Below are 16686 nucleotides of genomic sequence, written 5' to 3'. Positions count from 1 at the left end.
ATTTATATAATATAACAAAGGAATATAAATAATTATTTTAAAAAATAAATTTGATATAGAGAGAGAGTTAATTGATATATAAGAATGATATTAGTGTAGAGGAGAGAGTTAATTGGTATACAAGAATAATGTAGAAGATTTAAATGAGATTATAAAATTTTTAGCAAGGCAAGATATTGATAGGTTCTCTAAAGAGGATTTAATTAAAAAATATAATATAGAACAAGTGGACTTGCTTATTCTATTAGGAAATAGTCTTCCTCATATTGCAATAGAAGCTGCAAAGGCATATAAGAGTGGAATTGCAAAAAAGCTTATGATAGTAGGTGGAATTGGACATTCAACACAAGAACTTAGAGATAATATAAATAAAAAGTATCCTAATATAGAGACAGCAGAAAAGTCAGAGGCAGATATTATAGCACAGTTATTAGATCAAGAATTTAACATTAAAACTGAAGATATAATAATTGAAAATAAATCTACAAATTGTGGAGAAAATGCTAGAAATGCTTTGCAAACAATTAAAGAAAATAAATATAGCCCAAAGACAGTTTTACTAATGCAAGATCCAACAATGCAACAGCGTATAGATGCTTGCTTTAATAAGGAATGGAAAGATGAAGATGTTACTTTCATAAATTATGCAGCTTTTGTTCCATATTTAAAAGAAGAGGATGGAGAACTTGAATTTATAAACAATGACATATGGGGAATATGGGATATGAATCGTTATTTATCTTTGATAATGGGAGAGATACCAAGATTACTTGATAATAAAGATGGGTATGGTCCAAAGGGAAAAGGCTTCATAGTGCATGTTGAAATACCTAATAATGTGCTAAAGGCATATGATAGATTAAAAGTAGATTATAATAATTTTATTCGCAAGTAAAAATGAAGTTGTGATTTATTAATAAATTAACACTTAGGTAGAATTGAAGCTGTGTTTTATTAAGTAATTAACACTTATTACTTGCAGATATTAAAATACCGATAAATTACATTAAAAAATAAGTATAATAGATAGCTTAAAGATATATTTTAATAATATAATACATCTTAATTAATTATCTAACAGAAATGAGTATCTATATAGATACTCATTTTTTATTGCAAATATTTAAAAAATATATTGAGATATAAAATTATATACAAATAATGGTAATAAAGATATAATTTATATATAGATACTATAAATAGCATATTTGAAAGTAGGTGAATATCTTTAATGAGAATAACGCGAATTAACTACTCGGTGCAGTTTAGATAATCTGATAGTAGATTGTATCGAGATAAATTAATTTACTATCAGCTAACTGCACTGCCTTTATTATAAAGAATAATAATATAAAGGAGTAAACAGTTATGGATTATAATAAATTAAAAGAATTATGGAAAATGGATGAAGATATGAGTTTTAAGGGATGGGATTTTTCTTATCTAAATAATAGATGGGAAGAGGAGACTATACCTTGGGACTATAAAAATATAGTAAAAAACTATTTAAAGAATACTTATACATTACTTGATATGGGTACTGGTGGGGGAGAATTTCTATTATCATTAAAGCATCCATACAAAAAGACTTCAGTAACAGAAAAGTGGAAACCTAATGTGAAATTATGTAATGAAAGGTTGTCTCCATTAGGGATAGATGTAAATCAAGTATATGATGATGGCAAGTTACCTTTTAAAGACAATTCCTTTGATATGATTATCAATAGGCATGAATCCTATGATGCAAAGGAAGTAAAAAGAATATTAAAGCCAAATGGAATATTTATTACGCAGCAAGTTGGTGGCAAGAATAATGAAAGCATGTCTAATAGACTAATAAAAGATTTTAAGCCACAATTTTTAAATATTAATTTAGATAATGCAGTAAGAGAATTTGAAGAAAATTCTTTTGATATTATATACCAAAATGAATATTTCCCATATTTAAGATTCTATGATGTTGGAGCAATAGTGTATTTTGCTAAAATCATAGAATGGGAATTTCCTAATTTCTCTGTAGATAATTGCTTTGATGAACTTTGCAAATTATATGATGAATTAAAGAATAAAGATTATATTGAAAGTCTTGAGCATAGATTTATTGTTGTGTGCAAAAATATATAAGGTGTGGATAAAATGGAGTACATGGGAGATAAAAATTACTGGGATGAAAAGTTTTCTAATAGAAGTGATAAACTATTAAATCCAGAAAAATCATTAGTTCAAAGTATAAAGTATTTCAAGGAAGGAACAGTTCTTGATATTGCATGTGGAGACGGAAGAAATACAATATTTTTAATTGAAAATGGATTTAGAGTAACAGGAATTGATTTTAGTAGTAAAGCCCTTAATCGATTAGAAAGCTTTGCTAAAAGAAAAAACTATTTAGTAAATACAAAACAAATTGATTTAATCAGAGATGGATCACTAGAGCACATTGGCATATTTGATAATATTGTAATTAATCACTATAGATTAAATAAGAAGCAACTTAGAAATCTTAAAAATCATATAACCGATAATGGAATTTTATTTATCTGTGGTTTTGGAGATAATGATAAGGTAGATTCTAAATTTAGAAAAGAGGACTTAATCAAATCAACTGATTTTGAAGATATAAATAAGTCATTTCAGTTACTTAATTATACTGAAAATCAAGATGATAGAGGAATTGTCCTTACTTACATTTTTAGAAAGATAAAAGCTTAAAACAGAGATATAAAATTATAAACATTGGAGGAGGATTATTATTGTAGTATTAGTGTTGCTAATTTGTTTAGCTGTAATAAGAATTTATATAAGTGAAAAAGTAAAGTTAGATTATTTCTTAGCAGGACTGTATCCAGTAAATATTATAACTTTTATCATTACAGCGTTTTCCATTGCATTAAATAGCAAAAGTGAAAATATGAGTTTTTTAATTAATTCAACAATGATTGTAGGAGCAATTATATTTATTTTTGCAGCAATATCTAGTTTGAAGAATGTAAAAAATCAAAATATAAAAATCAACAAGTCAATATTATGTTTAATTAGTATAATATGCGTTATAACTATAATACCAGCCTTTTTAATATCAATTATAATACCTTTAATAGATTTAGGAATGCTTATAAAACATATAAGTTCCTTAGATTCCTATAGAAAGTTTGTGAGGTAAATAATTTATATTAAATAATAAAATATAAATGAGTAAATATATAAGTTTTTTAGACTATATATTTACTCATTTTTTAATTAACTATTCTCTAGAATAGATTTAAATACTTTATTATGTTCAGTATCTTTACTTAAAGCTTGAATAATTCTTATTATTTGATTTTCTGTAACCATCTCATGGGAATATTCATAAGAGCATAGAAGATACCCCTTAATAATTCTATAACTATTAATAAGAATATTTATACTTTCATTTAAATTGTCACCTCTATTAAAAGGTATTATATTCTTAAAGATTTGGTTTACTAAATAGTTTTCAAATATGTAAGAATAATTACTAAGCTCAAAATATTTAGAGCTAACTTTATCAGAGTTATTGAGATTTATTTTATCAATGGCATTACAATTTATATTACTAAAATCATCTTCTATACTTAAGATATCTTTTCTTAAATTACTTAAATAAGCTTTTAGTCTAGTTCCAATAACTTTATTAAAAATATCATCATTTAAGATTGAATCATAAAAGCTAGTATTCTCTACAAATTCTTCTCCTTTTAAAGAGTCAAAATCTATAGAATCATCACCAAAGTTTTCTAAAAGCATTTCAATATCATAATAATCTTTAGTATCACTTAAAGCTTCTTCTCTTAAGATTTCAAGTTCTGTATAGAAATTTTTAAGTATATTAAGTCTTTCATCAATACTAAAATCTCTATTTTGCATTATACTTATTGAGATAATTCTTATATCCCAAAAATATTGAAGAAGGCTATCAGTACCACTAAAGGCTTCACTATCAATCATTCTTCTTATTTCAACTGCATCTTCATCTAAATCTTCTTCCCATTCTATAAATTCCATCTTTTCTTTATTTAGAAATGCCTTATTACATACTTCTCTACAGGAAGGAAGACCACTTTTCTCATATATATCATCAATAATATTAAAAACTCTAGGATACCTTTTGCAAGTTATAGAAAGATTATCCTCTCCACAAGAACCATGGATATCACAAAGCATATTTTCATTTAAGAAAGGACATTTATTTTGTTCATCAATAATCATAAATCCATAATTAAATGAATCATCAGGTATATTATTTCTAATATATTTATCCTTAACTAGAGCTTTAAGATTATCACTACCATTTTCATATTTATTAAATGTAGCTTCATCTATGTTTACATCCCAACCAGCACAACAAGTATCAGTACAATTTGGGCCAACGCAACTAAATTCTTTCATATACTCGGGCATAAAAAAATTAACTCTCAAAATGTAACACCATCTTTCTTGGATAATAATACAATTATATTTATCCTTTATAGTTGTTAAATTATATGAGTTTAAGTAAGCCTAATTAAGTTCTATCCTAAATTCAATATAAGGTTACAGCTGTAATTTAAAATATTTTTATATTGTTATCATTAATTTGCATTTTATTCACATGCTTTAATATTTTAACACTTATATTAAGGTTTGTGTTTAGAAGTTTATTTAGAATTTAAAAAGTTTATAAAAAAATAAATTTAGGATAATGAAGAATGAACAAGGTAGTAAAAACCATATCACAAATAAGTGATATGGTTTTTACTTACTTAAAGTTGTTAATATAGTTATTACTTAAAGTATTTACAGAATTAATTATTTTAACAATTTCACTAGGAGGCTCAGGCAAATCATTTTCTAACCAAGTTTGAATAATTGCAATACAACCTCCAATAATATATCTTATATAGTAATTTGAGTAAGGTTTACTAAAGTCATCTGAATAGCTATATATCTGATCAAGATCAGCTTTATTAGTAATAAATATTAATTTATCTATGAGTTTATTATCTCCCTGTTTAGAAAATATAATTTTACATAAATCTCTATTCTCTGAAATCAATTCAAGAACATTAAGAAGTAGTGAATCAGAATAGTTTTTCACTGGAGTTTCATCAATATACTTAATAATTTGATTGAATAGTTCATCTTCCATAGACTGGAGTAAGTCATATGCATCTTTGTAATGAGTATAAAAAGTCCCTCTATTAATATCTGCATTTTTACATATATCAGTAACAGTAACCTGATGAATCTCTTTACTTTTAAGTAGTTTAATTAAACTTTCTTTAATTACTTTTTTAGTATATAAAATTCTACGATTTCCTTTAACTCCTGCCATATACAATCTCCTTTACTTGTTATTTGAATAATTTAATATTAAATGTTATTTAATATACAAATTTATTTTCTATGTATAGTTAATAACATTAATAAAATATATGATTATTGTTTGTTAAAATCTGTTAAATTATAATATTATCATACTATTAAATAAACGGTATGTCTATTTAATAACGATAAGTATATTAAAGAAATAAAATGGAGGATTAGGATGTCGTATATAAAGATTAGCAATTTATATAAAAAATATAAGATTGGAGAGAATGTAGTTGTAGCTAATAATGGAATTACATTTTCTATTGAAAAGGGAGAGTTTGTTGTTATATTAGGGCCAAGTGGAGCAGGAAAGTCAACTGTACTTAATATTATTGGTGGAATGGATAGTTGTGATGAAGGAAAAATAATAATTGATAAACTGGATATTTCTAAGTTTAATAATAAACAGCTTACTAAATATAGAAGAGATGATGTAGGATTTGTATTCCAGTTTTATAATCTAGTACAAAATCTAACGGCGAAAGAGAATGTAGAACTTGCTACACAGATATCAAAAAATGCATTAGATGTAGATAAAACACTTGAATTAGTAGGACTTAGTCATAGAAAAGATAATTTTCCATCTCAATTATCTGGAGGAGAGCAACAAAGAGTATCTATTGCAAGAGCAGTAGCAAAAAATCCTAAGTTATTACTTTGTGATGAGCCAACTGGTGCTTTAGATTATAAGACGGGAAAGCAAGTTTTAAAAACTTTACAAGATACTTGCGAAAAAATGGGTACTACAGTTATAGTTATAACTCATAACTCAGCAATTGCACAAATGGCAAATAGAGTTATTAAAATTAATGATGCAAAGGTCAGAAGTGTAGACATTAATGATAATCCTATTTCAGTTGAAGAGATTGAATGGTAGAGGTGACTTACGATGAAGGTTAAGGCATATGAAAAATTAACAGTAAGAGAAATTTTATCATCAAAAGCAAGGTTTTTTTCAATATTAACAATTATTCTTCTAGGGGTTGCCTTTTACTCAGGGATAAAATCAGCAGGACCAGATATGAAACAAGCTATAAATAATTTATACAGTAAATACAATCTTATGGATAGCAAAATCGTATCAAATTTTGGATTAAATGATAAAGATATTGATGTACTTAGAAATAATGATAAAATATTAGATTTTTATGGTACACATAGTATAGATGTTAATCTTACTAATACAAGCAATGTAGTGAAATTTATGGAATATGACAATAAAAATAATATAAATAATTTTATTGTTGTAGATGGTAGATTGCCTGAAAAAAGTGGAGAGATAGCGCTCGATGAACAAGCTTTAAAATTAAATAAAGATTTAAAGATAGGACAAGAATATGTAATTGATACTGATAAAGATACAATGAAGTCTTTTAATAAGACAAAATTTAAAATAGTTGGTATTGTAAGAAGTCCAATGTATATAGAAAAAGGTGCTAGAGGTATAACTTCTGTTGGTAAAGGAAGTGTTGACTACTTTGCAGTATTAAATAATTCAGATATATCAATGGATTTATACACAGATATATATGTAAGATTTAAAAATGTACAAGGACTTGATGCATATAGCAATAAATATAAAGAATTAATGGATGAAAATAATAAATACCTTGAAGAAATATATTCAGATAGAAAAGTAGAAAGAGCTAAAGAGCTAAAGGAAGAGTTCCAGAAAAAGCTTAGTAAGGGCAGTGAAGGAATAGAGAATAGTGGACAAGGACCTTTAGATTACAAAGAAGATAGTAATATGGGGTTAGATGAAGTTCAATATTATATTTCTGATAGAACTGATAATCCAGGATATTCAGGGTATGAAGATTCAATTAGTAGCTTAGATAATATTGCCTCAGTACTACCTGTATTTTTCTTTTTAATTGCAGTATTGATTTGTTTAACAACAATGACAAGAATGGTAGAAGAAAATAGAGTGGAAATAGGTACATTAAAGTCACTGGGCTATGGTGATTTTGAAATATCTAAAAAATATATAGTATATTCATCACTAGCAAGTATCTCAGGAAGTGTATTAGGTATATTAATTGGTTGTAACTTACTTCCAATGATAATTAGTAATGCTTATGAAAGCTTATATAGTTTACCTAAATTAGAGATATATTATTATCAATCATATATAATTCAATCAATGTTAATATCAATATTATGTACAGTAGGAGCTACTTTGTTTGTTATAAGAATTGAATTAAAAAGTAAACCATCAGATTTAATGAAGGTAAAAGCTCCAAAACTAGGCAAAAAGATATTTCTAGAGAGAATTACACCATTATGGAAAAGATTAAGCTTTAATTATAAGGTTACATTTAGAAATATATTTAGATATAAACAACGTATGATAATGACGATTTTAGGAATAGCTGGTTGTATGGCAATACTTGTTACAGGATTTGGACTTAAAGAGTCAAATGTAGGATCAGTTGAAAAGCAGTTTGATAAGTTTTGGAAATATGATGCAATGGTAATATTAAATGAAGATTCTACTAAGAAAGAAAATAAAGAGTATAACGATACTTTAAAGAAAATATCTGCACATGAAAATAATTTAAATGTGCATCAAGAGTCCGTAATATTTAGCAAGGAAAATATGAACAAGCAAGAAGCAACTTTATATGTGCCACAAGATAAAGATAAGATAAATGACTTTATACTTTTAAATGATAGAGCATCAGGCGAAAAATATGAAATATCTGATGATGGTGTTATCATAACAGAAAAATTAGCAAAGCTTTTAGGAGCTTCTGCTGGAGACACTATATCAATGAAAGATGAAAATAATAATACTTATAAAGTTAAAGTAGATAAAATAGTAGAAAACTATGTTAAACACTATATTTATATGTCACCATCATATTATGAAAAGGTATTTAAAAATAAGCCGTCATATAATATGCAATTTTTAAACATTGATAATGATGCAATAAATGATGATGAAATAACTTCAAAACTTTTAGAATGTGAAAATGTATTAAATGTTACTTTAAGATCTAAAATACAAAAGTCAACTGAAGACTCAATTGCTAATATGAATTTAGTTATGTTGGTTATAATTGTATCAGCTGGATGCTTAGCTTTTGTAGTTTTATACAACTTAAATAATATAAATGTATCAGAGCGTATAAGAGAATTATCCACTATAAAAGTACTTGGATTTTATGATAATGAAGTTACTATGTACATTTTAAGAGAGAATGTAATATTAACATTATTAGGAATAATTGCAGGCTCAGGCTTAGGAAAAATACTGCATACATTTATAATTTATACAGCAGAAACTGATACTATGATGATGTACCCTGATATTTCTATTATTAGTTATATATTATCAGCAGCAATAACGATACTTTTTTCAATAATAGTCATGATTATAATGCATATTAAGTTAAAGAAAGTTAATATGATTGATGCATTAAAGTCTAATGAATAATATAAACAACTTTTTATATAATTATATTCATGTTTCTTTATGAAAGCTTTCATAATTATTCTAAATAAATTATAAAAATAATAAAAGAGATACAAGTCTAATTGAAATAGACTTGTATCTTTTTTTATAATTAGATAAAATCATAATTTACTAAATTTGGACTTAATAAATTATAATATAACATAATTAGGAATAAATAGATTAGCAGTATAAAGAGTAGGTTGAAATTAAATGTTTATAACCTCTCTTTTTTTACATCTCAAAATATGCATATTGTGCATTAAAAAGGGCAAAATTACAAAATGATGTTTAAATATTATACATTAATAATTTATGTTGGGATGAGAAGTTTATGAAAGAAGTATTACATTTAGGTGTTGATATAGGATCGACTACTATTAAGCTTGTGTTATTAGATAATAAGGACAATATTATTTATAGTAAGTATGAAAGACATTACTCTAATATAAAAGAAACTACAGCTTTTTTTATAAAAGAAGTTTTTAATAAATATAAAGATTATGATATTACAGCAATGGTAACAGGATCTAGTGGATTAGAACTGTCAAAGCTTTTAGGATTATCTTTTATTCAAGAAGTTATTGCTTGCACAGAAGCTGTTGAAGTTTTTATAAATGATGCTGATGTAGTAATAGAATTAGGTGGAGAAGATGCAAAAATAACATATTTTGAAGGTAGTTTAGAACAACGTATGAATGGGGTTTGTGCTGGTGGTACAGGCGCTTTTATAGATCAGATGGCTACGTTACTTGAAACAGATGCTAAAGGATTAAATGAATTAGCTAAAAATTATAAGATAATTTATCCCATTGCTGCAAGGTGTGGGGTTTTTGCAAAAACTGATATACAATCTCTTATAAATGAAGGAGCTACCAAGGAAGATATGGCTGCATCTATATTCCAAGCTGTTGTAAATCAGACTATAAGTGGGCTTGCTTGTGGAAAGCCAATAAAGGGAAATGTTGCATTTTTAGGGGGTCCCTTATACTTTTTATCAGAGCTTAGAAAAAGGTTTATTGATACCTTAAAGTTAAAGCCGGAGGAAATATTATTTCCACAAAACCCTCAACTATTTGTAGCTATTGGTGCAGCTATTGAATCTAAAAAAGAGAAGGTTATAACTTTTGAACAACTGCTAAAAGCTGTTGAAAGTTTGGATAATAATATAGCTACTTCAGATACATTAGAGCCATTATTTAAAAATGAACAGGAATTACAAAATTTTAGACAAAGGCATTACAATTACAAAGCAAAGACAAGAGATATAACTACATATGAAGGAGAAGCTTTTTTAGGTATAGATGCTGGCTCTACTACTACCAAAGCTATATTAATAGATAATGAAGGGTCTATATTATATTCTTTTTATGGTAGCAATAAGGGTAATCCTATGCAAATTATTATAAACATATTAAAAGATATATATAGTAAAATCAATGGAAAAATAAAAATTGCTAAAGCCACTGTTACTGGGTATGGAGAGGCTCTTATAAAGTCAGCTTTAAATATTGATATTGGAGAAGTTGAAACCATTGCACATTATAGAGCAGCAAAACATTTCTTAAAGGATGTGGACTTTATTCTTGATATAGGAGGTCAAGATATGAAGTGCATTAAGATAAAAGATGGAGTAATAAACTCTATTCAATTAAATGAGGCCTGTTCATCAGGTTGTGGTTCTTTTCTTGATATGTTTGCACAATCTTTAAACATGAACATTAAAGAGTTTTCAGAAGAAGGATTATTATCAAAAAGCCCAGTGGATTTAGGGTCAAGATGTACTGTATTTATGAATTCTAAAGTTAAACAAGTTCAAAAAGAAGGTGCTGATATTGGATCTATATCTTCTGGATTATCTTATTCTGTAATTAAAAATGCCCTTTATAAAGTTATAAAAATAAGAAAACCTGAAGACCTTGGAGAAAAAATTATACTTCAAGGAGGAACTTTTTATAATGAAGCTGTTTTAAGAGCATTTGAAAAAGTTACTGGTAAAGAAGCTGTAAGACCAGATATCGCTGGCCTTATGGGAGCATTCGGAGCTGCGCTTATTGCAAAAGATAACTATAATGAAAATGAGATTTCTAATATTTTAGGGGAATCTGATCTTGAGAAATTTACAGTATCAAATGAATTTAGGCATTGTGGATTATGTAGTAATAATTGTCTACTTACTGTAAATAAATTTTCTGATGGTAGAAAATTTACTTCAGGTAATAGATGTGAAAGAGGTATAGGAGCACATAAAAATACAAAAAAAGCAGCAAATTTATTTGATTATAAATATAAAAGAATTTTTGGATATAAACCTCTCTCAATAGAAGAAGCAACAAGAGGAGAAGTAGGTATACCAAGAGTTTTAAATATGTATGAAAACTATCCTTTTTGGTACACTTTTTTTACAGAGTTAGGTTTTAGAGTAGTATTATCTCCAAATTCTACAAAGAAAATTTACAATGAAGGTATTGATACTATACCATCAGAGTCTATCTGTTATCCTGCTAAAATTGCTCATGGACATATAGCAAGTCTTATAAAGAAGGATTTAAATTTTATATTTTATCCATGTGTTTCTTATGAGAGACTAGAAGATAAAAGTGCAGATAATCACTATAATTGTGCCATAGTAATCTCTTATCCAGAGGTTGTTAAAAATAATATTGGATTTTTGAGAAGTAAAGACATAATGTACAAAAATCCATTTTTGAATCTTAATGATATAAAGTCAATGAAAAAGAACTTATATGATGAACTAAAGGTATTTGATATAAGTCGAAAGGAAATAAACATTGCAGTTGATAAAGCTTATGAAGAAGTTAGCAAGGTTAAAGAAGATATAAAAAATAAAGCATTAGAAGTTCTAGAAGACTTAGATAAAAGTGGTGGAAAAGGTATTGTATTAAGTGGAAGGCCATATCATTTAGATTTAGAAATAAATCATGGTATAGCAGATATGATATCACAAGAGGGATTGGCAGTCTTTACAGAGGATTCAGTAGCTGGTCTAGTTGAAATTCCAAGACCATTAAGAGTGCTTGATCAATGGACTTATCATTCAAGAACATATAGAGCAGCACATTTTGTAGGAACTAGGAAAAACTTAGAGTTAATTCAATTAAACTCTTTTGGATGTGGATTAGATGCAATTGCTACAGATCAGGTACAAGAAATATTAGAGGGTTTTGGTAAAATATATACATTGTTAAAAATAGATGAGGTTAATAATTTAGGGGCAGCTAGAATTAGAGTACGTTCTCTTAAAGCGGCTATGGATGATATAAGTAAGTCCAAAATTTTCGATTCAAAAAACATTAAACCAATTAAAACATATTCTAAAACTATATTCACAAAAGAAATGAGAGAAAAACATACACTACTTTGTCCACAATTTTCTCCAATACATTTTGAACTGCTAGAATCTGCTTTTAAAAGGTCAGGATATAATTTAAAAGTATTACCTACAGTTAATAGATATACCATAGAAGAGGGATTAAAATATGTAAATAATGATACTTGTTATCCTGCTATTGTAATAGTAGGTCAAATTATAAGTGCACTTAAGTCTGGGAAGTATGATTTAAACAATACATCTGTAGTGATTTCTCAAACAGGAGGTACTTGTAGAGCATCTAATTATATTTCACTTATAAGAAAAGCATTAAAAGATGCAGGATATGAAAAAATACCAGTTATATCTTTAAGTGTTCAAGGAATAGAGAATAATCCTGGATTTAAAATAACGTTGCCAATGATCAATAGAGCATTAATGGCATTAGCTTATGGAGATATGCTACTAAAAATGGTAAATAGAGTAAGGCCTTATGAAAAAATTAAAGGTTCAACAAAATTAGCTTATTTGAAGTGGTTAGATATATGTAAAAATAGTATAGCTAGTGGAAGCTTTAAGGAATTTAAAGATGTCACAAAAGAAATGGTAAATGAATTTGATAGTTTAGAAATAAAAAATGTAACTAAACCAAAGGTAGCAGTGGTTGGAGAAATTTTTTTAAAGTATAACACCTTAGCAAATAACAATATTATAGGAGTATTAGAGAAAGAGGGAGCAGAAGTAATAATACCAGATTTAATGTATTTTCTATTATATTGTTCCTATAATCAGAAATTTAAATATGAGAAGCTAGGTGGTAACTTAAAAAGTTTATTAGGTGGTAGATTGGCTATTAAATACATAGAATTTTATATAGCAGAAATGAAGAAAGCACTAAATAATAGTAAAAGATTTATAGCACCAGAAAGAATTGAAAAGTTAGCTAAAGAAACTGATGATATCTTATCTCTTGGTAATCAAGCTGGAGAGGGCTGGTTATTAACAGCAGAGATGGTTAAGTTATTGAAGTCTGGAATTAACAATATGATTTGCATACAACCTTTTGCATGTTTACCCAATCATGTAATGGGGAAAGGGATGATTAGAGAAGTAAAAAGAAGATATCCTTATTTAAATATTACGCCAATAGATTATGACCCTGGTGCTAGTGAAGTAAACCAATTAAACAGAATAAAGCTTATGCTTTCTACTGCAGTTAAAAATATGGGAAAAGTAGAAAAAGGTGAAATAGGTATGAAGAATCAAGGATTTAGCAGGTAAAATTAACAAGCGTATAACTTATATATAATCTTTTCTCCTTTCAATTTTAAAATAATATAACCAATCCCATAGCTTACAACTTATAAACTATATAAGTATGTGAGCTATGGGATTTTTATTATAATATATAAGATTAAAATTATAAAATTTACTCATTGTAGTTAAAGTTGATTTCAATTTTATTTGGCAAAATAAATCCTCCTAAATTTAAATCATTATATCTATAAGTATTATAGATATTTATTAACTAAAGTGGTACAAATCTTTATATAAATGAATAGCATGGTAAGGGAAAGGAGGTTGTTAAAGAATGGCTTTAGAAGAAAATAATTATTACAGAGATTCACAGTCATTATATAATGACTGTAAAAAATGCTTAAATTATCATGTTATGATAACCCTGAAGGATGGAAGTAAATTAGATGGAATTGTTGTGGAGGTACAGCCAGATCGTGTTATGGTGTTAGTTGGTGAAGATGTAATGGATCAAGACCGCGAAAGTGAATCTGATTTACAGCGTCAACCGTTTGGTTTTGGGCGTCCAATGAGGAGATTCAGGGCATTTAGACCTAGATTTTTCCCATTTGGTGCTATAGCAACATTAGCATTATTGCAGTATCCGTTTATTATGCCACCATACCCTTACTTCTTTTAATTATAATACTTAAACAAAAGAGTAACTATTTAATTAATCTTTATGATTAAAAAATAAGAGGTTTGAGATTATATTACTCATACCTCTTATTTCTTATTATTAATTTTAAAATATTTTTAGATAGAGAGTAGAAGTTAATTTTTCTAAATAGTCATAAGTTTATCTTGGAATTTATTTATAAAATTTTATAATGAGAATTGAATATTAAATAATTTGAGCGTATAATATTTAGTAATATTATTTTAGGAGGAAAGTTATGATAACACTTAATATTATTAAACAAAACAGAATGCATCATCATTACTAGAGACTTGGTCTGTAAAAAAAGCAGATGCAGGTCTATTAGCATTAGGCTTGTATCTCTAGGTAATGATAAATTAAGTGAAATCATAATTTATTTAGCGCCATGTGGGATATATGCCTACATGGCTTTTTTGTGTAAAAAAATATATAGGAGTGATTAAAATGAAAAGAAATATTATAAAGCCAAGCATACTACCAGGATTTATGGAGCTACTACCAAATGAGCAACAAATATTTAATGATATAGTATCTAAAATAACAAAGGTATACGAAGATAATGGGTGTTTAGCAATAGATACGCCAATAATAGAAAAAGCAGAAGTATTACTTGCAAAAACTGGTGGAGAAACAGAAAAACAAGTATATAGTTTTCAAAAAGGAAAAAATAAGTTAGCTCTAAGGTTTGACCTAACAGTACCATTTGCTAGATATGTGGCTCAATATTATAATGATTTAGTTTTTCCATTTAAAAGATATCAAATAGGTAAGGTATATAGAGGTGAAAGAAACCAAAAAGGTAGATATAGAGAATTCTATCAATGTGATATTGATGTTATAGGAAAAGAAAAGTTAAGCATAGATAATGATGCATGGGTTATAAGTTTAGCATCTAAAGCTTTTAAATCAATAGGATTAACTAATTATAGATTTCAAATAAGTAATAGAAAGATATTAAAAGGTATATTAGATGAATTAGAAATAGATAAAGCTAATGAAGTTATGATATTAATAGATAAATATGACAAGATAGGCAAAGAGATATTTTCTAATGAGTTAGAAAGTCTTATAGGTATTGAGAAAAGCCAATATATTAATAAAGTATTAGACATAAATGGTACTAATAAAGAGAGAATAGAAGAACTTTTAAAACTTAATATTAAAAATGAAGACTTTATTGAAGGAATAGAAGCGTTAAAGAAGGTTTGTTATGTATTATCAATATTAGGTGTAAGTGATGAAGAGTTTGAAATAAATTTAAGGATCATAAGAGGTTTAGATTATTATACCGGAACTGTTTTTGAAACTATATTAGCAGGAAATGAAGAGTATGGTTCTATTTGTTCTGGTGGAAGATATGATAATCTAGCTGAAAATTACACTAATAATATATTACCTGGAGTTGGTATATCAATAGGAATAACTAGATTATTCTTTATTTTAAAAGAGATAGGATTTATAGATAAGTATGAAATGAAAAAAGGTTTAGATTATTTAATAATACCTATAGGAGATACAATTGAATATTGTATAGAAGTAATGAGATGTCTACAGCAAAAGGGAAAAATAGTTACAGTTTATTTTGAAGAAGATTCATTAAAGAAAAAGATGAATTATGCCAATAAAATAGCTGTTAATAACGTAATATTAATTGGTGAAGATGAGGTTAAAAGGAATGAAGTAAATATAAAAAATATGATTTCTGGTGAGAGTAAAAAGGTTGATTATAAGTTGTTGTAGGTTTTGGAGTATATAATGATATAAAATAATTTTTTGTAAATAAGAATTTTAAAAATTAAAATAGGACTTTATATGTCTTATTTAAGTATTATAATAATTACAAAATCATCAAGTAATAATTAAATGGTAGTTATTTTAAGGATAGTAATATGAGATTATTGGAAATATTATTTTATTTATTAAAAATTAATTCTAAAACTACAATTAAACAATTAGCAAAGACATTTAATGTATCAGAAAAAACTATACAGAGAGATTTAGATAAATTATCAATTTTAGGAATTCCTATAATTTCGTATAGAGGCAAAAATGGTGGTATAGAAATAGATTCAAATTATATAATAGCCAAATATATATTAACGAAAAGTGATTATAAAGATTTAATTTTGTCATTATATATTTCAGAAAATATAGTGAGTGATTTAAAGAAATCAAACCTTATCGATAAATTTAGATTTATTAACTCTAAAAAATGTGAAGAAATATTATCAGAGTTAGAAGAAAAATTCATAATAGATTTGGATGAAGAGAAAGGTAATAATGAAAATAACATACATGAAGTAATTAATAAGTGTATGGATAACAAAACTTTTATGAAGGTAGAAGTAGAAGGAAAAGTTATAAAAGTATTTCCTATTTCTTATGTTTTAAAAAAAGATGGATTATATTTATATTGTTATGATGATGATTATAAATTAATTTTAGAGAGTATGTTATCTAATGCCTTAGAATGTGAGAGATATTATGAAGGAAAAATAATTAAATACAAAGATAATAAAGAAAATCTAAAATACTATTCCAATTATAGTAAATAATAAGATAATGAGGTGA

At 26.5% G+C, this 16686-nt stretch carries 12 protein-coding genes; 10 read left to right on the top strand and 2 right to left on the bottom strand.

The genetic code is table 11. From position 1 onward, the window contains the following. Nucleotides 1-112: 112 nt before the first annotated feature. From ACQPUW_RS11210 to ACQPUW_RS11195, 4 genes are all read left to right on the top strand, one after another. Nucleotides 113-895 (top strand): YdcF family protein, encoded by a 783-nt coding sequence (locus ACQPUW_RS11210; protein WP_430837575.1) that lies wholly within the window; start codon nt 113-115, stop codon nt 893-895. Between the two features lie 473 nt (nt 896-1368). Then, entirely contained in the window at nt 1369-2124 is a 756-nt protein-coding gene (locus ACQPUW_RS11205) for a class I SAM-dependent methyltransferase (RefSeq protein ID WP_430837574.1), read from the top strand. Between the two features lie 12 nt (nt 2125-2136). Beyond that, the gene (locus ACQPUW_RS11200) at nt 2137-2709 is read left to right on the top strand and encodes a class I SAM-dependent methyltransferase (protein WP_430837573.1); all 573 of its coding nucleotides are present in this window, start codon (nt 2137-2139) and stop codon (nt 2707-2709) included. A 52-nt stretch (nt 2710-2761) separates the two neighbouring features. Further along, complete coding sequence (locus ACQPUW_RS11195) at nt 2762-3160, top strand: hypothetical protein (RefSeq protein WP_430837572.1); 399 nt, start codon at nt 2762-2764, stop codon at nt 3158-3160. A 77-nt stretch (nt 3161-3237) separates the two neighbouring features. Here ACQPUW_RS11195 and fliB read toward each other — a convergent pair whose 3' ends face one another. After that, on the bottom strand, nt 3238-4437 hold the full coding sequence (gene fliB / locus ACQPUW_RS11190; protein ID WP_430837571.1) for a flagellin lysine-N-methylase: 1200 nt from the start codon (nt 4435-4437) through the stop codon (nt 3238-3240). A gap of 319 nt (nt 4438-4756) precedes the next feature. Further along, nucleotides 4757-5332: a TetR/AcrR family transcriptional regulator gene (locus ACQPUW_RS11185; RefSeq protein WP_430837570.1), complete on the bottom strand. Its 576-nt coding sequence runs from the start codon at nt 5330-5332 to the stop codon at nt 4757-4759. Nucleotides 5333-5545: 213 nt separating this feature from the next. Here ACQPUW_RS11185 and ACQPUW_RS11180 point away from each other — a divergent pair, with 213 nt between their 5' ends. From ACQPUW_RS11180 to ACQPUW_RS11155, 6 genes are all read left to right on the top strand, one after another. After that, on the top strand, nt 5546-6247 hold the full coding sequence (locus ACQPUW_RS11180) for an ABC transporter ATP-binding protein (RefSeq protein ID WP_430837569.1): 702 nt from the start codon (nt 5546-5548) through the stop codon (nt 6245-6247). A 12-nt stretch (nt 6248-6259) separates the two neighbouring features. Beyond that, on the top strand, nt 6260-8809 hold the full coding sequence (locus ACQPUW_RS11175; protein ID WP_430837568.1) for an ABC transporter permease: 2550 nt from the start codon (nt 6260-6262) through the stop codon (nt 8807-8809). Between the two features lie 352 nt (nt 8810-9161). Then, entirely contained in the window at nt 9162-13439 is a 4278-nt protein-coding gene (locus ACQPUW_RS11170; RefSeq protein WP_430837567.1) for an acyl-CoA dehydratase activase-related protein, read from the top strand. A 310-nt stretch (nt 13440-13749) separates the two neighbouring features. Further along, nucleotides 13750-14094, top strand: a complete 345-nt coding sequence (locus ACQPUW_RS11165) for a hypothetical protein (protein ID WP_430837566.1) — start codon at nt 13750-13752, stop codon at nt 14092-14094. A 465-nt stretch (nt 14095-14559) separates the two neighbouring features. Continuing rightward, a complete protein-coding gene (gene hisS, locus ACQPUW_RS11160; RefSeq protein WP_430837565.1) occupies nt 14560-15855 on the top strand; it encodes a histidine--tRNA ligase in 1296 nt (431 codons plus the stop codon). A gap of 149 nt (nt 15856-16004) precedes the next feature. Beyond that, a complete protein-coding gene (locus ACQPUW_RS11155; protein WP_430837564.1) occupies nt 16005-16670 on the top strand; it encodes a helix-turn-helix transcriptional regulator in 666 nt (221 codons plus the stop codon). Nucleotides 16671-16686 lie beyond the last annotated feature (16 nt).

Origin of the sequence: Clostridium sardiniense, from assembly GCF_050584765.1 — a bacterium.
In the GTDB taxonomy this organism is placed as follows: Bacteria; Bacillota; Clostridia; order Clostridiales; family Clostridiaceae; genus Clostridium; species Clostridium sardiniense_A.
The sequence above is the reverse complement of the archived record's forward strand: the minus strand, read 5'-3'. Positions and strand labels throughout refer to the sequence as shown.

Coding starts and splice junctions, on each gene's coding strand:
- ACQPUW_RS11205 (WP_430837574.1), top strand. CDS start 1,369: ATGGATTATAATAAATTAAAAGAATTATGGAAAATGGATGAAGATATG.
- ACQPUW_RS11200 (WP_430837573.1), top strand. CDS start 2,137: ATGGAGTACATGGGAGATAAAAATTACTGGGATGAAAAGTTTTCTAAT.
- ACQPUW_RS11185 (WP_430837570.1), bottom strand. CDS start 5,332: ATGGCAGGAGTTAAAGGAAATCGTAGAATTTTATATACTAAAAAAGTA.
- ACQPUW_RS11180 (WP_430837569.1), top strand. CDS start 5,546: ATGTCGTATATAAAGATTAGCAATTTATATAAAAAATATAAGATTGGA.
- ACQPUW_RS11175 (WP_430837568.1), top strand. CDS start 6,260: ATGAAGGTTAAGGCATATGAAAAATTAACAGTAAGAGAAATTTTATCA.
- ACQPUW_RS11170 (WP_430837567.1), top strand. CDS start 9,162: ATGAAAGAAGTATTACATTTAGGTGTTGATATAGGATCGACTACTATT.
- ACQPUW_RS11165 (WP_430837566.1), top strand. CDS start 13,750: ATGGCTTTAGAAGAAAATAATTATTACAGAGATTCACAGTCATTATAT.
- hisS (WP_430837565.1), top strand. CDS start 14,560: ATGAAAAGAAATATTATAAAGCCAAGCATACTACCAGGATTTATGGAG.
- ACQPUW_RS11155 (WP_430837564.1), top strand. CDS start 16,005: ATGAGATTATTGGAAATATTATTTTATTTATTAAAAATTAATTCTAAA.